Annotated in this window: 16 protein-coding genes and 1 riboswitch; of the genes, 4 read left to right on the top strand and 12 right to left on the bottom strand. The window is 52.8% G+C overall.

What is annotated here, in order from left to right; genetic code table 11:
• Positions 1-3: 3 nt before the first annotated feature.
• The 12 genes from GUC46_RS09150 to pduF all read right to left on the bottom strand — a co-directional run bounded on the left by GUC46_RS09150 (position 4) and on the right by pduF (position 11,102).
• Entirely contained in the window at positions 4-789 is a 786-nt protein-coding gene (locus tag GUC46_RS09150; protein ID WP_048217360.1) for a cobalt-precorrin-6A reductase, read from the bottom strand.
• Positions 786-1,511 carry a precorrin-3B C(17)-methyltransferase gene (locus GUC46_RS09145; RefSeq protein WP_003030278.1) on the bottom strand — a complete coding sequence of 242 codons (726 nt, stop codon included), beginning with the start codon at positions 1,509-1,511 and terminating at the stop codon, positions 786-788. Before GUC46_RS09145 ends, GUC46_RS09150 begins: the two co-directional genes overlap by 4 nt.
• Positions 1,511-2,566: a cobalt-precorrin 5A hydrolase gene (cbiG, locus tag GUC46_RS09140; RefSeq protein WP_003030276.1), complete on the bottom strand. Its 1,056-nt coding sequence runs from the start codon at positions 2,564-2,566 to the stop codon at positions 1,511-1,513. The genes GUC46_RS09145 and cbiG overlap by 1 nt, the downstream gene beginning before the upstream one ends.
• Positions 2,547-3,320 (bottom strand): cobalt-precorrin-4 methyltransferase, encoded by a 774-nt coding sequence (locus GUC46_RS09135; RefSeq protein WP_003030275.1) that lies wholly within the window; start codon positions 3,318-3,320, stop codon positions 2,547-2,549. The genes cbiG and GUC46_RS09135 overlap by 20 nt, the downstream gene beginning before the upstream one ends.
• A complete protein-coding gene (locus GUC46_RS09130) occupies positions 3,313-3,882 on the bottom strand; it encodes a decarboxylating cobalt-precorrin-6B (C(15))-methyltransferase (protein WP_003030273.1) in 570 nt (189 codons plus the stop codon). The genes GUC46_RS09135 and GUC46_RS09130 overlap by 8 nt, the downstream gene beginning before the upstream one ends.
• On the bottom strand, positions 3,872-4,477 hold the full coding sequence (locus GUC46_RS09125; RefSeq protein WP_003030270.1) for a cobalt-precorrin-7 (C(5))-methyltransferase: 606 nt from the start codon (positions 4,475-4,477) through the stop codon (positions 3,872-3,874). The genes GUC46_RS09130 and GUC46_RS09125 overlap by 11 nt, the downstream gene beginning before the upstream one ends.
• Complete coding sequence (cbiD, locus tag GUC46_RS09120) at positions 4,471-5,607, bottom strand: cobalt-precorrin-5B (C(1))-methyltransferase CbiD (protein WP_003030269.1); 1,137 nt, start codon at positions 5,605-5,607, stop codon at positions 4,471-4,473. The genes GUC46_RS09125 and cbiD overlap by 7 nt, the downstream gene beginning before the upstream one ends.
• On the bottom strand, positions 5,604-6,236 hold the full coding sequence (locus GUC46_RS09115; RefSeq protein WP_003030267.1) for a cobalt-precorrin-8 methylmutase: 633 nt from the start codon (positions 6,234-6,236) through the stop codon (positions 5,604-5,606). Before GUC46_RS09115 ends, cbiD begins: the two co-directional genes overlap by 4 nt.
• 10 nt (positions 6,237-6,246) lie before the next feature.
• Positions 6,247-7,206 carry an adenosylcobinamide-phosphate synthase CbiB gene (gene cbiB / locus GUC46_RS09110; protein WP_003839024.1) on the bottom strand — a complete coding sequence of 320 codons (960 nt, stop codon included), beginning with the start codon at positions 7,204-7,206 and terminating at the stop codon, positions 6,247-6,249.
• Complete coding sequence (locus GUC46_RS09105; protein ID WP_130714539.1) at positions 7,203-8,582, bottom strand: cobyrinate a,c-diamide synthase; 1,380 nt, start codon at positions 8,580-8,582, stop codon at positions 7,203-7,205. The genes cbiB and GUC46_RS09105 overlap by 4 nt, the downstream gene beginning before the upstream one ends.
• Positions 8,583-8,669: 87 nt before the next feature.
• Positions 8,670-8,845, bottom strand: a riboswitch (cobalamin riboswitch).
• Positions 8,846-9,177: 332 nt separating this feature from the next.
• On the bottom strand, positions 9,178-10,089 hold the full coding sequence (pocR, locus tag GUC46_RS09100; protein ID WP_003030260.1) for a regulatory protein PocR: 912 nt from the start codon (positions 10,087-10,089) through the stop codon (positions 9,178-9,180).
• A 203-nt stretch (positions 10,090-10,292) separates the two neighbouring features.
• Complete coding sequence (gene pduF / locus GUC46_RS09095) at positions 10,293-11,102, bottom strand: propanediol diffusion facilitator PduF (protein ID WP_003030258.1); 810 nt, start codon at positions 11,100-11,102, stop codon at positions 10,293-10,295.
• Between the two features lie 525 nt (positions 11,103-11,627).
• On the opposite strand from pduF, the gene pduA reads away from it, so the two are divergent.
• From pduA to pduD, 4 genes are read left to right on the top strand one after another with little or no spacing between them, the layout of a single operon-like run.
• Positions 11,628-11,909, top strand: a complete 282-nt coding sequence (gene pduA, locus GUC46_RS09090) for a propanediol utilization microcompartment protein PduA (protein WP_003030255.1) — start codon at positions 11,628-11,630, stop codon at positions 11,907-11,909.
• Complete coding sequence (pduB, locus tag GUC46_RS09085; RefSeq protein ID WP_003030252.1) at positions 11,909-12,721, top strand: propanediol utilization microcompartment protein PduB; 813 nt, start codon at positions 11,909-11,911, stop codon at positions 12,719-12,721. The genes pduA and pduB overlap by 1 nt, the downstream gene beginning before the upstream one ends.
• Positions 12,722-12,739: 18 nt before the next feature.
• Entirely contained in the window at positions 12,740-14,404 is a 1,665-nt protein-coding gene (gene pduC, locus GUC46_RS09080; RefSeq protein ID WP_003030249.1) for a propanediol dehydratase large subunit PduC, read from the top strand.
• Positions 14,405-14,414: 10 nt separating this feature from the next.
• Positions 14,415-15,089: a propanediol dehydratase medium subunit PduD gene (gene pduD / locus GUC46_RS09075; protein ID WP_003844241.1), complete on the top strand. Its 675-nt coding sequence runs from the start codon at positions 14,415-14,417 to the stop codon at positions 15,087-15,089.
• Positions 15,090-15,095 lie beyond the last annotated feature (6 nt).

The following is a 15,095-nucleotide window of genomic DNA, read 5'->3' as shown; positions in this document are numbered from 1 at the left end:
TCCTTAAGCCGCGGCCAGCCAGCGCGTTAAACGCGCCGCAAAGGCGGCCTGACTTTCCAGTAACTCGTCTCCCGTCACCAACGGTGCCGGACGTGTAATCACGATGCAGGGGATACCGGCATCCAGACAGGGTTGAACTTTTTCCTGATAACCACCTTCAGCGCCTGAAGCCTTAGTGATCACCACATCAGCCTGACACTGGCGATAAAACGCGGCGTTGAACTCGGCGCTAAACGGCCCACACAGTGCGAAGATTTCACCGACGCCAAATCCCAGATCCGCGCATTGCTGAATGACCTCAGGAACAGGCAGAACACGCGCCAGCAGCGTTTTTTCAGGCAACCCTTCGCGCCAGGTGGCCAGATCTTTACTACCGGTCGTCAGCAGCACGCGATCGCCGAAGCGTCGCGCCACCTCACAGGCTTGCGGAATACTTTGTACGGTATAAAGCTGCGGGTGAGTTAATCCGCTCAACTGCTCAGGGCGCTGGTAGCGGCTCAGCAGTACGCCCGCCGCTTCGCAGGCATTCATAATGTTGCGACTCACCACCTCGGCGTACGGATGCGAGGCATCGATCACCCAGCGCGTCTGATTTTCCTGCAGCCAGGCAATCATTTGCTCGCGTTCCAGACGCCCGCAGCGCACCTGGCCTTTGATGTCTCCCGCCAGCTGCTTTCCCGTCGGGGTCGCAACGGACAGGGTGTAGGCCACGTTTGCTGCATCCAGTTGCTGGCACAGCATGCGCGCGTCGCTGGTGCCGCCCATGACCAGCACATCACCATAATTCACAGCACATAACCTCGTGGCGTGATCATCAGGCCGTCCTGAACATAGGTTGTTTTATTGCCCACGATCACAAGACTGGTCATATCAACCGGCTCAAAGTCCATTTCACCCAGCGTAGTCAGCCATTTTTCCTGCTTTTTACGTCCGGCTGACTTCACAATACCAACCGGCGTTTGTGCGCTCTTGCTGGCAGATAACAGCTCAAATGCGCGCGCCAGATGTCCTTCGCGACCCCGACTGCGTGGGTTGTAGAAACAGATAACAAAATCGGCCTCACCGGCGGCAACGATGCGTTTTTCGATAACCGGCCACGGCGTTAACAGATCGCTTAAGCTGATGTGGCAGAAATCGTGCATCAACGGCGCACCCAGCAAAGAGGCGGCGGCAATGCTGGCGGTCATCCCTGGGATTAGCCTGACCTCAACGTCCAGCTTTTGCTTGCTGACCAGTTCGAGCACCAGCCCGGCCATACCGTAAATCCCCGCGTCACCGCTGCTGATCAGCGCCACGTTGTGCCCCGCCTGCGCCAGTTCGATCGCCGCCTGACAGCGTTCAATCTCTTTGCACATCCCGGTTTTGATCACCTGCTTGTCGCCAGTGAACGCTTTTACCAGATGGGTGTAGGTTTTATAGCCCACGATGATTTCCGCTGCCTGCAGTGCTTCAACGGCTTCCATGGTCATCATTGCCTGCGAGCCAGGGCCAATTCCAATTACGCTTAACATCAGTGTGAAACTCCCAAAGTGATAGTGACGCCCTGTTCTCGCAGGGTCTCGCCTAACAGTTGTCCGTGGCTCAACAGCCAGGCTGCAGGACCAGAAACGCTTCCTGTACCCACCGTTTTGCGAACAAACGATGAGGCCGGAAAACGGTGCTCATGCTCACGCAGCGCGTCAGCAGTAAAGGTTTCGAAAGGAACGCGGCAGCATGAAGCCAGTTGGATAAGTCCCTGTTCATCTTTTTTCAGCGTGATGCTGCCAATCGCTTTTAGCGCCAGCGGATCGAGCTGTTGGGCTTCGAGTTGGCGGGCAAGCAGCGCAGCCAGCAGCGGGAACGGCGTATCACGGCGACAACCAATTCCGGCCACAACCCGCTGCGGCACCAGCTTCCAGTGCGGAACAGGCAGCTCAGGTAAATTGGTGCGTAAGGTGATGCACACCAAAGCATCCAGTTCAGGGAGTTGGTTGAGATCGGTGACCGTAATAAATCCGCGCCGGTCGCAATGGCTGACATCCTGCGTCAGTTCGTCATCCCACCACAGCCCAACCCGCTTATTGCTGACCAACATCTGATTGACGATCTTCACCGCCGAACGGAAATCACTCATTCGGGCATTCAGTTGAAATGCCAGCGTATCCAGTGCCGCCATATCGTTCACATCCGTCGCGGTGGTGATAACCGGGTCGGCACCCAACATGCCCGCCAGATAACGAGCCAACGCATTAGCACCGCCCGCATGACCGGAGAGCAGGCTGATGACATGCTGGGCACGTTCATCAATGACCACCACCGCCGGATCGCAAAACTTGTCGTTGACCAGCGGGGCCAGTACGCGCACCGCAATGCCGGTCGCCCCGATAAAAATCAGCGCCGAATAATTCGTAAACGCTTCGCGAGCGGTATTCGCAAAGCCGTTTTCGAAGGGAATAAACCCCTCCTCCAGCAGCTTTTCACTGGTAAAACAGGTAACCGGCAGCATAGCTGCCAGACGTTTCGCCAGCACAACGCCGCCAGGAGTCAGGCAAAAAAGCGCAATTGACTCAGGCTTTACGGTATTCATGGCTAAAGTCCGCCGCATAGAGTTTGGAGTAGTGATACTCCGAGCCCAGGAAATTACCGACCAGAATAAGGGCCGTTTTACGGATGCCAGCATCGCGAACCTTGTCGCCAATATCCGCCAGGGTCCCGCGCACGGTCTGGCTTTCCGGCCAGGTCGCTTTATAGATCACCGCTACGGGCGTGGTCGCCGGATAGCCGCCTTCAATCAGACGCTCAGCCACCCGATGAATACGCTGGACGGAAAGATATATCGCCATTGATGTCTGGTGGCTGGCAAAAGACTCCAGCTGTTCACGCTCTGGTACCGGGGTGCGGCCTTCCAGGCGCGTAATGATCAGGCTCTGTGACACTTCGGGCACGGTATACTCAACACCCAGCTCCGCCGCCGCGCCGAGGAACGCGCTGACGCCGGGCACCACCTGCCAGTCAATCCCGCGTTTGGTCAGCTCCTCGCCCTGCTCGCGCACGGAACCATACAACGAGACATCGCCGGTTTGCAGACGCACAACGGTCTTACCCGCTTTCACTCCGGCTTCCATCAGATCAAGGATCTGCTCCAGATGCAGTTCGGCACTGTCGTGACATTCAGCACCAGCAGGGCAATACTCCAGCAGTTCGGTGTTAATCAGCGATCCGGCGTAGATAACAACCTGCGCCTGTTGCAGCAACCGGTAACCTTTGAGGGTAATCAGCTCGCGATCGCCAGGACCTGCGCCAACAAACCACACGCTACGGGGATCAAAAATCTCAGACATGGTTTCCTTCCTTCTGACAGGCGATAACAAATACGGGGTTATTCGGTTTAAAATAGTGACCACTGCCAAGCGCGGTAAGCGAGGAAACCTGTAGCTGCAGGCAATCCACTCCCTGTACGCCAAGATGGTCCAGATGTGTTAGCGCGGTGTTGAGGTTTTCCTGGAGGATAAATGTCATCACCAAACGCCCTGCGGGATGCAATTGACGCATCGACCAGTCAATCAGGTCGGTCAGATGACCACCGCTGCCGCCCATAAAAATGGCATCGGCTTTTTCCGCGATGGTCATGGGAGCAACGCCGGGAAAAATATCGATATTTGCGCAGGCAAAATGCTGGCGGTTTTCATCCAACAACCTGAGCGCCGCCGGGTTACGTTCGATGGCCGTTACACGTAATCCGGGATATTGCAACGCCGCCTCTATCGACACGCTGCCGGTTCCGGCGCCTATATCAATCAGGTGACTGGCGCGGTGTAATTCAAGTTTTGAGAGGGCAAGTGCGCGTACCGCTTCTTTGGTCATCGGCACTTTCTCTCCACGCAGAAACAGCTCATCTTTCATCGAGGATCACCACTGCATTCATGTCATAGTCGGCGTTAACTTCACGCACAGGCAGGAAATGGATCTTTTCGTTTTCCATTGCCAGGTTTTCGCCAATCACCATCCAGCGATGCCCCTTGCCTCGGGCAATGAGCTGCTGCGCGATTTCACGCGGGCCACACAGCGCATCAGTCACCATCGCTACCTTGTTATGTCGCGCCAGCTCATCAAAACAGACGCTGCGGCCATGGCTACTGGTCAGCCACATATCGTTCATATCAATACCGGACTGCGCACACAGGTACTGCACCGCACTAATGCCGGGAATAATCCGCACATTCTCAATACCAAAATGCGCCACCATGCGCGTCCCGATGCCGTAAAACAGCGGATCGCCAGATGCCAGTACCACAACATGCTTCTCCTGGTGCGCGCTAATCCAGCTCAGGAGTTCCGGGATATTGGCGCCAAGAGCAAACTGTTCACCGGCAAAATCCGGGAATTGCTGCAAATGCCGCTTTCCACCGACCAGAACATCCGCCGCCGCGACCGCTTCACGTGCCGCAGGCGTCATCAAATGCAAACCGGCGGGGCCCATCCCTACAACGGTTAACATTGCATCTCCTCAGCAATTTCTGCGACCGGACGATTACTGCCAAGAACCTGATTATCAAAGGAAAACATGATGGCATCGCAGGTCGGTGGATTTTTGGTAAAGCGCAATGTTTGCAGAACACGCATACAAATGCGCTGAGCCAGATGGTCATAAATGTGCTGGAAACCGTATGCGTCGATATGTTCCATCGCCGCTTCGGTGGTATCGCACTCGCTGACCAGCGTCAGCAGCTCCAGCGGTGCGCCAAGTAATGCGAGGTGGGCCACCAGCGTTTCCATGCGGGCATCGGCAATATGGCTATGGGTATGGAAGATCCCCGCCGCGATTTTGACGAGCTTACCGGGATGTCCCACCAGCACAATTTGCCGGAATCCAAGACGTACGGCTTCTTCAATCATGTAGCCGACAAAGTTGCTCATGGTGACCACAACCTGGGTGTCGATACCCATCTGCTCGCGCACAAAACGCTCGCCGTGGTTTCCCGGCACCAGTACGACACGCTCCAGCCCAGCCGCCCGCTTAATTTCCAGCTCCAGCGACAGAGAACGTTTCCAGCTCTCTTCCGACATCGGCGTGACAATACCCGTGGTGCCGATAATCGAAATGCCGCCCAGAATGCCAAGGCGGGAGTTGTAGGTTTTTTGCGCCCGTTCTTCACCTTCTGGCGCGAAGATTTCAATCTGCGCCCCACGATTTGGGCCAATCGCTTCGCGGACGGCAGATTCAATGGTCTGGCGAGGTGTACGGTTAATCGCCGAACTACCGACCGGTAGGCCAATCCCTTTGCGGGTTACCGTACCAACCCCTTCACCGCCCTGTAAGGCAATCACGCCACTATCGTCTAACGTCACGCGCGCAAAAATCAGCATCCCATGTGTGGCGTCCACATCATCACCACCGTCTTTGCGGATGGCGGCTATCGCCTGCTGCCCTTCGATATGTGGCGACTCAACGTTCAGGCACAACGTCACCCCGGAAGGCGTGACGATGGAAACCTGATGGATGAGGTGTTGGCGCAATACCATCAACGCTGCCACTTTTGCCGCCGCCGTGGCGCACGATCCCGTGGTATATCCTTTACGCAGCGCTTTACCGTTGTGCCACACCGGCGTATCGAAGGCCTCGCTCATCGCGCCCCCTGCATGTGATAAAGCATGGCGTTGACGATAGCGGCAGCGACATTACTCCCCCCTTTACGGCCTAACGCGGCAATGGCGGGCAACTTGCTTTGGGTCAATGCATCTTTCGACTCTTCTGCACCAACGAACCCGACCGGTACGCCAACCACACCGCTGACAGCGACATCATGCTCAAGCAGGCGAAACAGCGCTGTTGGCGCGTTGCCAAAGACAAACAGCTTTTCCCCCTCTTCCTTCACCGCAATGTCGACAGCAGCCATGGACCGGGTAATCCCCTGCTCTTTTGCCGTACGCACAACTCTCGGGTCACTGATGTAACAGCGGCATTCACCGCCGAATTTTGCCAGCAGCGTTTTATTGATCCCGGAAAGCGCCATCGTGGTGTCGGTATAAATCACGCTCGAACGGCTAAGCGCCGCACAAAACTGCTCCAGCACATCACTGGAAAACCACAGAATGTCCAGCCAGTCGAAATCTGCCGTCGTGTGAATGACCCGCTTGATAATGGCTTCATGTAACGGACTGGCAAACTGATAGTCCGGACGGGTTTCACGGATGATCTCGCCAATAATGTCGAAACTTTTGGCTTCAATCGCCTGGGGTTGCTGGATATATTGCATTATGTTGTCCTCAGGCTACACCGGCCCACAGCCACCGCAGCGCAATAAACAGCGCCAGTGCCAGCGTCGATGCCACCCACATCAGTCGAATCGTATGGGAAATGTCGTCTACCGAAATGTCGCGTTGCGCATCACCGATCCACGGTTTCTCAACGCGCTCGCCAAAGTAGTCATTAGGACCACCCAGACGAATGCCTAATGCCCCGGCTACGGATGCCTCTGACCACGCACAGTTTGGGCTGCTGTGGTTGTAGCGATCGCGCCAGCCAATCTGTAAAGCTCGCGAGCCGTCTTTACGGCATAAAAATGCCGCCACGCCCAGCAGCAGCCAGCTCAGTCTTGCAGGAATAAAGTTCGCGACATCGTCCAGACGCGCGCTGACCATACCGATAGCGCGGTATTTTTCATGTTTGTAGCCCACCATGGAGTCAAGGGTGTTTACCGCTTTGTAGGCCATCGCAAGGGGCGCACCGCCGAGAAGGAGAAAAAACAGCGGCGCGATAATGCCGTCTACGGTGTTTTCAGCCACGGTTTCCACCACCGCACGATTGATCTGTTGCGGTTGCAGTTGCGAGGTATCACGCCCCACTATCCACGACAGTTTTTCCCGACTCGCAGCAAGGTCACCGGCCCGTAGAGGACGTTCGACATCCTGTGCGGCATTCGCCAGGCATCGCCCGGCCAGCACGGTAAAGATCATCCATACCTCTACCACCCAACCCAACCAGGGATGAACAGATTTTGCCAGTACCAGCACGCCCCAGGACGCAGCCCAGGTCAAACCAACCACCACAATCCACATCACCGCGCCACCAATGCGCAGCGCACGGTCGCTATGACAATAACGCCGAATAATTCGTTGCACGGCAGAAATCAGATTGCCAATCCAGCGCACCGGATGCGGCCAGTTCTGCGGATCGCCGATGATAAAATCAAGCAGCCAGGCAACACACCACGCAAGGATCGTCATAGCGCGCTCCTCGCGGCTGTCAGCCAGTGGTTAAGCATCTGCGGACGTTGAGCAAAATGAACGTGTAGATAGCTGGCGAAGGTGTTTCCGACCTGCCAGCCGCCAGACCAGGCTTGCAGCGTTTTACCATCGCGCACTTTGCGACAGTTCATCACCGCTGGTGTTTCAGGGGTAAAATCGGAATAGTGGAATTCATGCCCGCGCAGCACTTCGCCTTCTGCTGCTAACAATGTTTGTTGTGCGGCCTGCGCTTCGCAGTAGCCAAATCGGGTCAGACGTTTTCCCATTTTGCTGTGGCCGGGAATGATATCCGCCATCAGCCAGGTATCGCCGCTACTGTCCTCAAGCGAACTGCCGAGATACATCAGCCCCCCACACTCTGCGTAAATCGCGACGCCACGTTGATGTGCCGCTCGCAGTTGCTTCAGCATCGAGACATTGCGAGCCAGCGCCGCAGCGTGTAGCTCAGGATATCCACCGCCTAACCAGATCATCTGACAGTCGGGTAAGCAGATGTCGTGCAACGGGCTAAAACGAACAATATTAAGTCCCGTACGTTCCAGCAGCGTAATGTTGTCCGGGTAGTAGAAGTTGAAGGCTTCGTCATCGGCAATTGCAAGCGTTAGCCCTGCTCCAGCATCTGGGGCAGGCAGCGCGGGCCATTCGCCAGCAGGAAGATTGGTTGACTGGCTTAATGTCAGCAGTGCGTCAATATCAAGGGTTTGCTCCAACGTGGCAGCAAACTCCTGCCACGGTTGCTGATTGATAACCGACTCACGTGCGGTGACTAAACCCAAATGTCGTTCGGGAAGGGCAACCCCATCCATACGGGGTACGTAACCTAAGACGGGTACATCGCAGTAACGTTCGATTGCGACTTTCAGTAACTGGTAATGCGTTTCGCTGTTAACCCGATTAACAATAACGCCGGCGATGTTCAGGGTGGGATCAAAATGCTGAAAACCCATTACTGTTGCGGCGATTGAGGTGGAAACGGCTTTGCCATCAACCAGTAAGATGACCGGACAGCCTAACTGTTTAGCCATCGCGGCGGTGCTGCAGTAGTTTGGGTCGGTACCATAGCCGTCATACAACCCCATCACACCTTCAATAACGGCGATATCCGCATGTCGCATCTGCTCGTTGAATAGAGCGTTCAGCGTGGGGACGGGAAGCATAAAGCTATCAAGATTGCGGGAAGCAGTACCGCATACCGCTGTATGCCAGCCGGTATCAAGGTAATCAGGACCCACTTTGCAAGGCTGGACGCGCAAACCGCGTTTTTTCAACAAGCTCAACAAGCCCAGCGTCACCGTGGTTTTACCACAGCCGCTTCCGGTACCTGCAAGAACAAATGCGTGAAAATTGGCCGCCATACCCTGATCCTGTTCAGGGTGGTAGGGGTGTAGAGATACCCAGTCTCTCGACTGTATGCATCTGAACCACCCACTTCCCACCGAAGTTGTTGGTAGTCACTGACAGGCAGGTCTTCTGGCTTAGCGTCATCCTCACCCGTCCTTCCCAATCTTGCGATCAGTGGTCCATACGGGGTCGTCAGCATCACAGCAGCGGGGGCTGCGGGGGATTCTCACCCCCTTCCCTACCACAAATGTGGCAAACCTGTCAGTTCAAGAGCCTGGTTAATTAAGCTCTCTGTTATGAGGTAAATTCACGACCTCATGACAATAATTCAGTTTAATATCTTTCCGAATTCATTCAGCCAATTTCCTGGCCTTTTCCCACATATTCATACGTTCACTTTTTGAATGAAAGTATCAGCTAAGAATAAAGAAAGTCATTCACACAGACACTGTATCTCATCACAAAAATAAAAACTGGTGCAGTTTATCCCTCTAATACCATTATTTTGTTGCGCTATGACAATTTATTGGCAGCTGTCATTATTTTTCATTTTATAATGACGGGCATAGCACCACATATCAAAAATCGGCAATAGCAAAATATTGCTATTTAAGCGGACTCTCCGCGTGAAATGACATTAATTTGCTGGCGAAATGCCTGCGGCGTAACCTGATACGTTTGACGGAACACTTTGCAAAAATAGCTGGTTTGCGAAAAGCCTAAATTACGCGCAATGCTGGCTATGCTCCAGTCACTGTGGCAAAGCAGCTCTTTGGCACTTGCCATTCTCTGTTGGTTTACCCATGCGTTAAAACCGATACCCTGATATTTTTTGAACAATTTACTGAAATAGTACGGGCTAAGGAAAACATGAGAGGCAACATCTTCCAGACGCAGCTCGTCTGATAAATGCGCATCAATATAGCGCAGGGCTTTTTTCATTTTACTGTCATGCGGATTGGTACTGCGGTTAGCGCGTACCGGCTCTGACTGCTGCGGGTTATCTTTGATAACAACAAAATTGAGTTGTTTCTTAAGGCAATTTTCGACGATGAGCTTGAGTAAATCCGCTGAGGCAATGACTCGAGAATAGTCCATCTCAGGTACATTACGGAACTCGTTGACCAGCTCAGGATCGGCTTGCCAGCGGTCATCGACGTTCAGAATATCAACGAGGCCTACATCGTTACTTAAGCGTACTTGTCCACAAAGCACAAACCCTACCAGGTGTCCCGCGATGACCAGCGGAATTGAGAAATCGGTAAGCCCGGCATGGCATCGATAAATGCAAGGTTGATCGGACTTAGAGGCTTCCAACCCGCCACAGCGGTCGCTCATACGACAACGCGTACTATGCTGAGGATGCTGGCGCATCAACTGGCAAAAAGGAGTGAAATTAAAAAGCTCAGAAATTTCATCACCGTGAATATTGACAACCACAACAGCCAGACTGGTGGCCTGTGCAAAATCCTGTGCGATTTTATTAATGAGTTCTGAGTTCAGGGCACTCGCAGAAATCATGATAAAACCTCTCAGTTAATTTATTGTTATAAATAAAACATATTATTCACACATTCATTTTCATCTCGCGATCCAGCGCTCTGATGAAAGTCAGCATTGAACATAACAAAAGTCTCCCATTCTTGGGAGACTTTTTAAGCCGTTCAGGAAACCGGATCACGAAAACAGTTTTTACCTTTCAATAATAAACATCTTTCATGAAGCTAGCTCTCGTTTTCCTCCAACTTACACGAATTACACGGTAAATTTTTGCCAATAAAATAACGATAAATTGCTGCGCCCGCACAGGCGCCGATGATGGGAGCCACAATCGGCACGATGAAATAAGGGATATCGCGCCCACCGGTCATCGCAACATCACCCCACCCGGCCATCCAGGCAAACAATTTAGGACCAAAATCACGTGCCGGGTTCATCGCAAAACCGGTAAGTGGACCGGTTGATGCGCCGATAACAGCAACCAGAATACCAATCAACAGTGGTGCCAGAGGGCCTTTGGGAACACCGTTACCGTCGTCCGTTAGCGCCATAATCATCCCCATCAGAATGGAGGTAATCACCACTTCGACCAGTGCGGCCTGCCAGACACTCAGTGCGGCGGCAGGATACGTGCTAAAAATACTGGCAAGTTGCAGGCTTTCCAGACTGCCGCGTACCATTTGGTGGGCTGATTCATACTCAATAAATAAACTGCCGTACAACAAATAGGCCAGCATAGCGCCACCAAAGGCACCTGCTATCTGAGCGACAGAATAAGGCAGTACTTTACGGCCAGGAAAACAGGCAAACAACCAAAGTGCGATGGTAATAGCGGGATTGAGATGGGCCCCAGAAATCCCGGCTGTCAGGTAAACTGCAAGCGAGATCCCCAAGCCCCATATGATACAGATCTCCCACAATCCCAAACTGGCACCCGCGACCTTCAGGGCGCTCAGGCACCCAATACCAAAAAACAAAAATAGCCCGGTACCCAAAAACTCAGCAATACATTGCGCTCTTAGTGAATCGTTCATTGTGACACCTTCTAAGCAGAGTTCGTGTCTTTACCAGCGGACTCCTTGCTGGCAGGAAGGTTACTTCAAGACTTACTATAAAAATCTGTATCGGCAAATTGTTGGCAATCTGCAAGCGACATACCCTTAAAAATCGTGTTGTGATAGCAAATTTTTGCTATCACCTTTATTAAAACAGGCGACAAAACGTGGATTCACCCAATTAAAAGTACATTTTCAAAATAATAAAATATTGCGAACAGCAGAATTCCATTTTCAAACGATCATCACAATTTCATTTTTCTCGCATAGCAAATGATATTTAAACTGTCACTCAGAAAAGTGTAAATATGGAATTAACATAACCAAATAGTCATATCGATTAAGATTAAAATAACCAATAAAAACATAGTATTACAATAACTCACAGCAATTTTATCTCACCGTTACCCCACTATTTTTTCACTCTTACTTTCAACTCAGCCATTCTTTTTCCTCGCTTCTTTTTATAGTCATGAAAATCGGGACAACCCAGGCGAGGTCTTTATGCAACAAGAAGCGTTAGGAATGGTAGAAACCAAAGGCTTAACTGCAGCCATAGAGGCCGCAGATGCAATGGTGAAGTCAGCCAATGTAATGCTGGTCGGCTACGAAAAAATTGGTTCGGGGCTGGTAACAGTTATTGTCCGCGGCGATGTCGGCGCAGTCAAAGCAGCAACAGATGCCGGTGCCGCCGCAGCCCGTAATGTGGGAGAAGTGAAAGCCGTACACGTTATCCCACGCCCGCATACCGATGTAGAAAAAATCTTACCGAAGGGAATTAGCTAATGAGCAGCAATGAACTGGTTGAACAGATCATGGCGCAGGTGATTGCTCGTGTGGCAACGCCAGAACAGCAGGCTATCCCAGAAAATAATCACCCAACACGAGAAACGGCTATGGCAGAGAAAAGCTGCAGTTTAACGGAGTTTGTCGGTACCGCGATTGGCGACACCGTCGGTCTGGTAATCGCCAACGTAGACAGTGCCCTCTTGGACGCAATGAAACTTGAAAAACGCTATCGCTCCATTGGCATCCTTGGCGCCCGTACTGGTGCGGGTCCACACATCATGGCCGCTGATGAAGCGGTGAAAGCCACCAATACTGAAGTCGTCAGTATTGAGTTACCACGTGATACCAAAGGCGGCGCAGGTCATGGCTCGCTGATTATTCTTGGCGGCAACGATGTTTCCGACGTGAAACGCGGCATTGAAGTCGCACTGAAAGAACTGGATCGCACCTTTGGCGACGTTTATGCCAACGAGGCCGGTCACATCGAGATGCAATACACCGCACGCGCCAGCTACGCGCTGGAAAAAGCCTTTGGCGCACCGATTGGTCGTGCCTGTGGCGTCATCGTCGGCGCACCAGCATCCGTTGGTGTCCTGATGGCTGATACTGCCCTGAAATCCGCCAACGTGGAAGTTGTGGCTTACAGCTCCCCTGCTCATGGCACCAGCTTCAGTAACGAAGCCATTCTGGTTATTTCGGGTGACTCTGGCGCTGTTCGTCAGGCTGTTATCTCCGCCCGTGAAATCGGTAAAACCGTACTCGGGACCCTCGGCTCAGAGCCGAAAAACGATCGTCCGTCCTACATCTGATATCAGTGAGGCTGATTCATGAGATCGAAAAGATTTGAAGCACTGGCGAAGCGCCCTGTGAATCAGGATGGCTTCGTTAAGGAGTGGATCGAAGAAGGCTTCATTGCGATGGAAAGCCCGAACGACCCCAAACCGTCGATTAAAATCGTCAACGGTACAGTCACTGAACTGGACGGTAAATCCGCTAGTGAATTTGACTTAATCGACCATTTTATTGCCCGCTATGGCATTAACCTGGCGCGCGCTGAAGAAGTCATGGCGATGGATTCGGTCAAACTGGCCAATATGCTTTGCGATCCTAACGTGAAGCGCAAAGACATTGTGCCGCTGACCACCGCAATGACGCCGGCAAAAATTGTCGAAGTCGTGTCCCATATGAACGTCGTTGAGATGATGATGGCCATGCAGAAAATGCGTGCTCGTCGTACACCATCTCAACAAGCGCACGTCACTAATGTCAAAGATAACCCCGTGCAAATTGCCGCTGATGCCGCTGAAGGCGCATGGCGTGGATTTGACGAACAGGAAACGACCGTTGCCGTTGCGCGTTATGCGCCATTTAACGCCATTGCGCTGTTAGTCGGCTCACAGGTTGGACGCCCGGGCGTGTTAACTCAGTGTTCTCTGGAAGAAGCAACCGAACTCAAACTCGGGATGCTAGGCCACACTTGCTACGCTGAAACTATCTCCGTCTATGGTACTGAACCCGTCTTTACCGACGGCGATGACACGCCATGGTCTAAAGGCTTCCTCGCCTCGTCCTACGCATCCCGTGGTCTGAAAATGCGCTTTACCTCCGGCTCTGGTTCAGAAGTTCAGATGGGTTACGCCGAAGGCAAATCGATGCTTTATCTGGAAGCCCGCTGTATTTACATCACCAAAGCTGCTGGCGTACAGGGTCTGCAAAACGGTTCCGTAAGCTGCATCGGAGTCCCTTCCGCCGTGCCGTCAGGAATTCGTGCAGTGCTGGCTGAAAACCTGATCTGCTCCTCTCTGGATCTGGAATGCGCCTCCAGCAACGACCAAACCTTTACCCACTCGGATATGCGTCGTACTGCGCGTCTGCTGATGCAGTTCCTGCCGGGTACTGACTTCATTTCTTCTGGTTATTCCGCAGTGCCGAACTACGACAACATGTTTGCGGGTTCGAACGAGGATGCTGAAGATTTTGACGACTACAACGTTCTCCAGCGTGACCTGAAAGTAGACGGTGGTCTGCGCCCGGTTCGTGAAGAAGACGTTATCGCCATTCGTAACAAAGCGGCGCGTGCGCTGCAGGCCGTCTTTGCCGGGATGGGATTACCGCCAATCACTGATGAAGAAGTGGAAGCGGCGACCTACGCCCACGGTTCGAAAGATATGCCGGAACGTAACATCGTTGAAGATATCAAGTTTGCACAAGAGATCATCAACAAAAACCGTAACGGTCTGGAAGTGGTGAAAGCCCTTGCTCAGGGCGGATTTACCGATGTCGCTCAGGACATGCTCAACATCCAGAAAGCCAAGTTAACCGGGGATTACCTGCATACCTCCGCCATTATCGTTGGCGACGGACAGGTGCTATCCGCTGTCAATGATGTTAACGACTATGCCGGTCCGGCAACAGGTTATCGCCTGCAAGGCGAACGCTGGGAAGAGATCAAAAACATCCCTGGCGCACTTGATCCCAACGAGCTTGGCTAAGGGGTGAAAAATGGAAATTAATGAAAAACTGCTGCGCCAGATAATTGAAGATGTGTTGTCTGAAATGCAGACCAGCGACAAACCCGTCTCTTTCCGCGCATCTACAGCGGCAAGCGCACCTCAGGCTGCTGCGGCACAGGGCGACAGCTTTCTGACCGAGATTGGTGAAGCCAAACAAGGCCAGCAACAGGACGAAGTGATTATTGCCGTAGGGCCGGCGTTTGGCTTGTCACAAACCGTCAATATTGTTGGGATCCCGCATAAGAATATCTTGCGCGAAGTGATTGCCGGTATTGAAGAAGAAGGCATTAAAGCGCGCGTTATCCGCTGCTTTAAATCCTCCGATGTGGCGTTTGTTGCCGTTGAGGGTAACCGTCTGAGCGGTTCCGGGATCTCTATCGGTATCCAGTCAAAAGGCACGACGGTTATCCACCAGCAGGGGTTACCGCCGCTTTCAAACCTGGAGCTGTTCCCTCAGGCACCGCTTCTGACGCTGGAAACCTATCGTCAGATCGGTAAAAACGCCGCGCGTTATGCCAAGCGTGAATCTCCGCAACCGGTCCCTACGCTGAATGACCAGATGGCTCGTCCTAAGTACCAGGCGAAATCAGCCATTCTGCACATTAAAGAGACCAAATACGTTGTGACAGGCAAAAACCCGCAGGAACTGCGCGTGGCGCTTTGATAAAGG

This window comes from Citrobacter sp. LUTT5, from assembly GCF_009905315.1.
GTDB lineage: Bacteria > Pseudomonadota > Gammaproteobacteria > Enterobacterales > Enterobacteriaceae > Citrobacter > Citrobacter freundii.
Note: the sequence above shows the minus strand (reverse complement) of the source record. Positions and strands in the feature narration are given on the sequence as shown.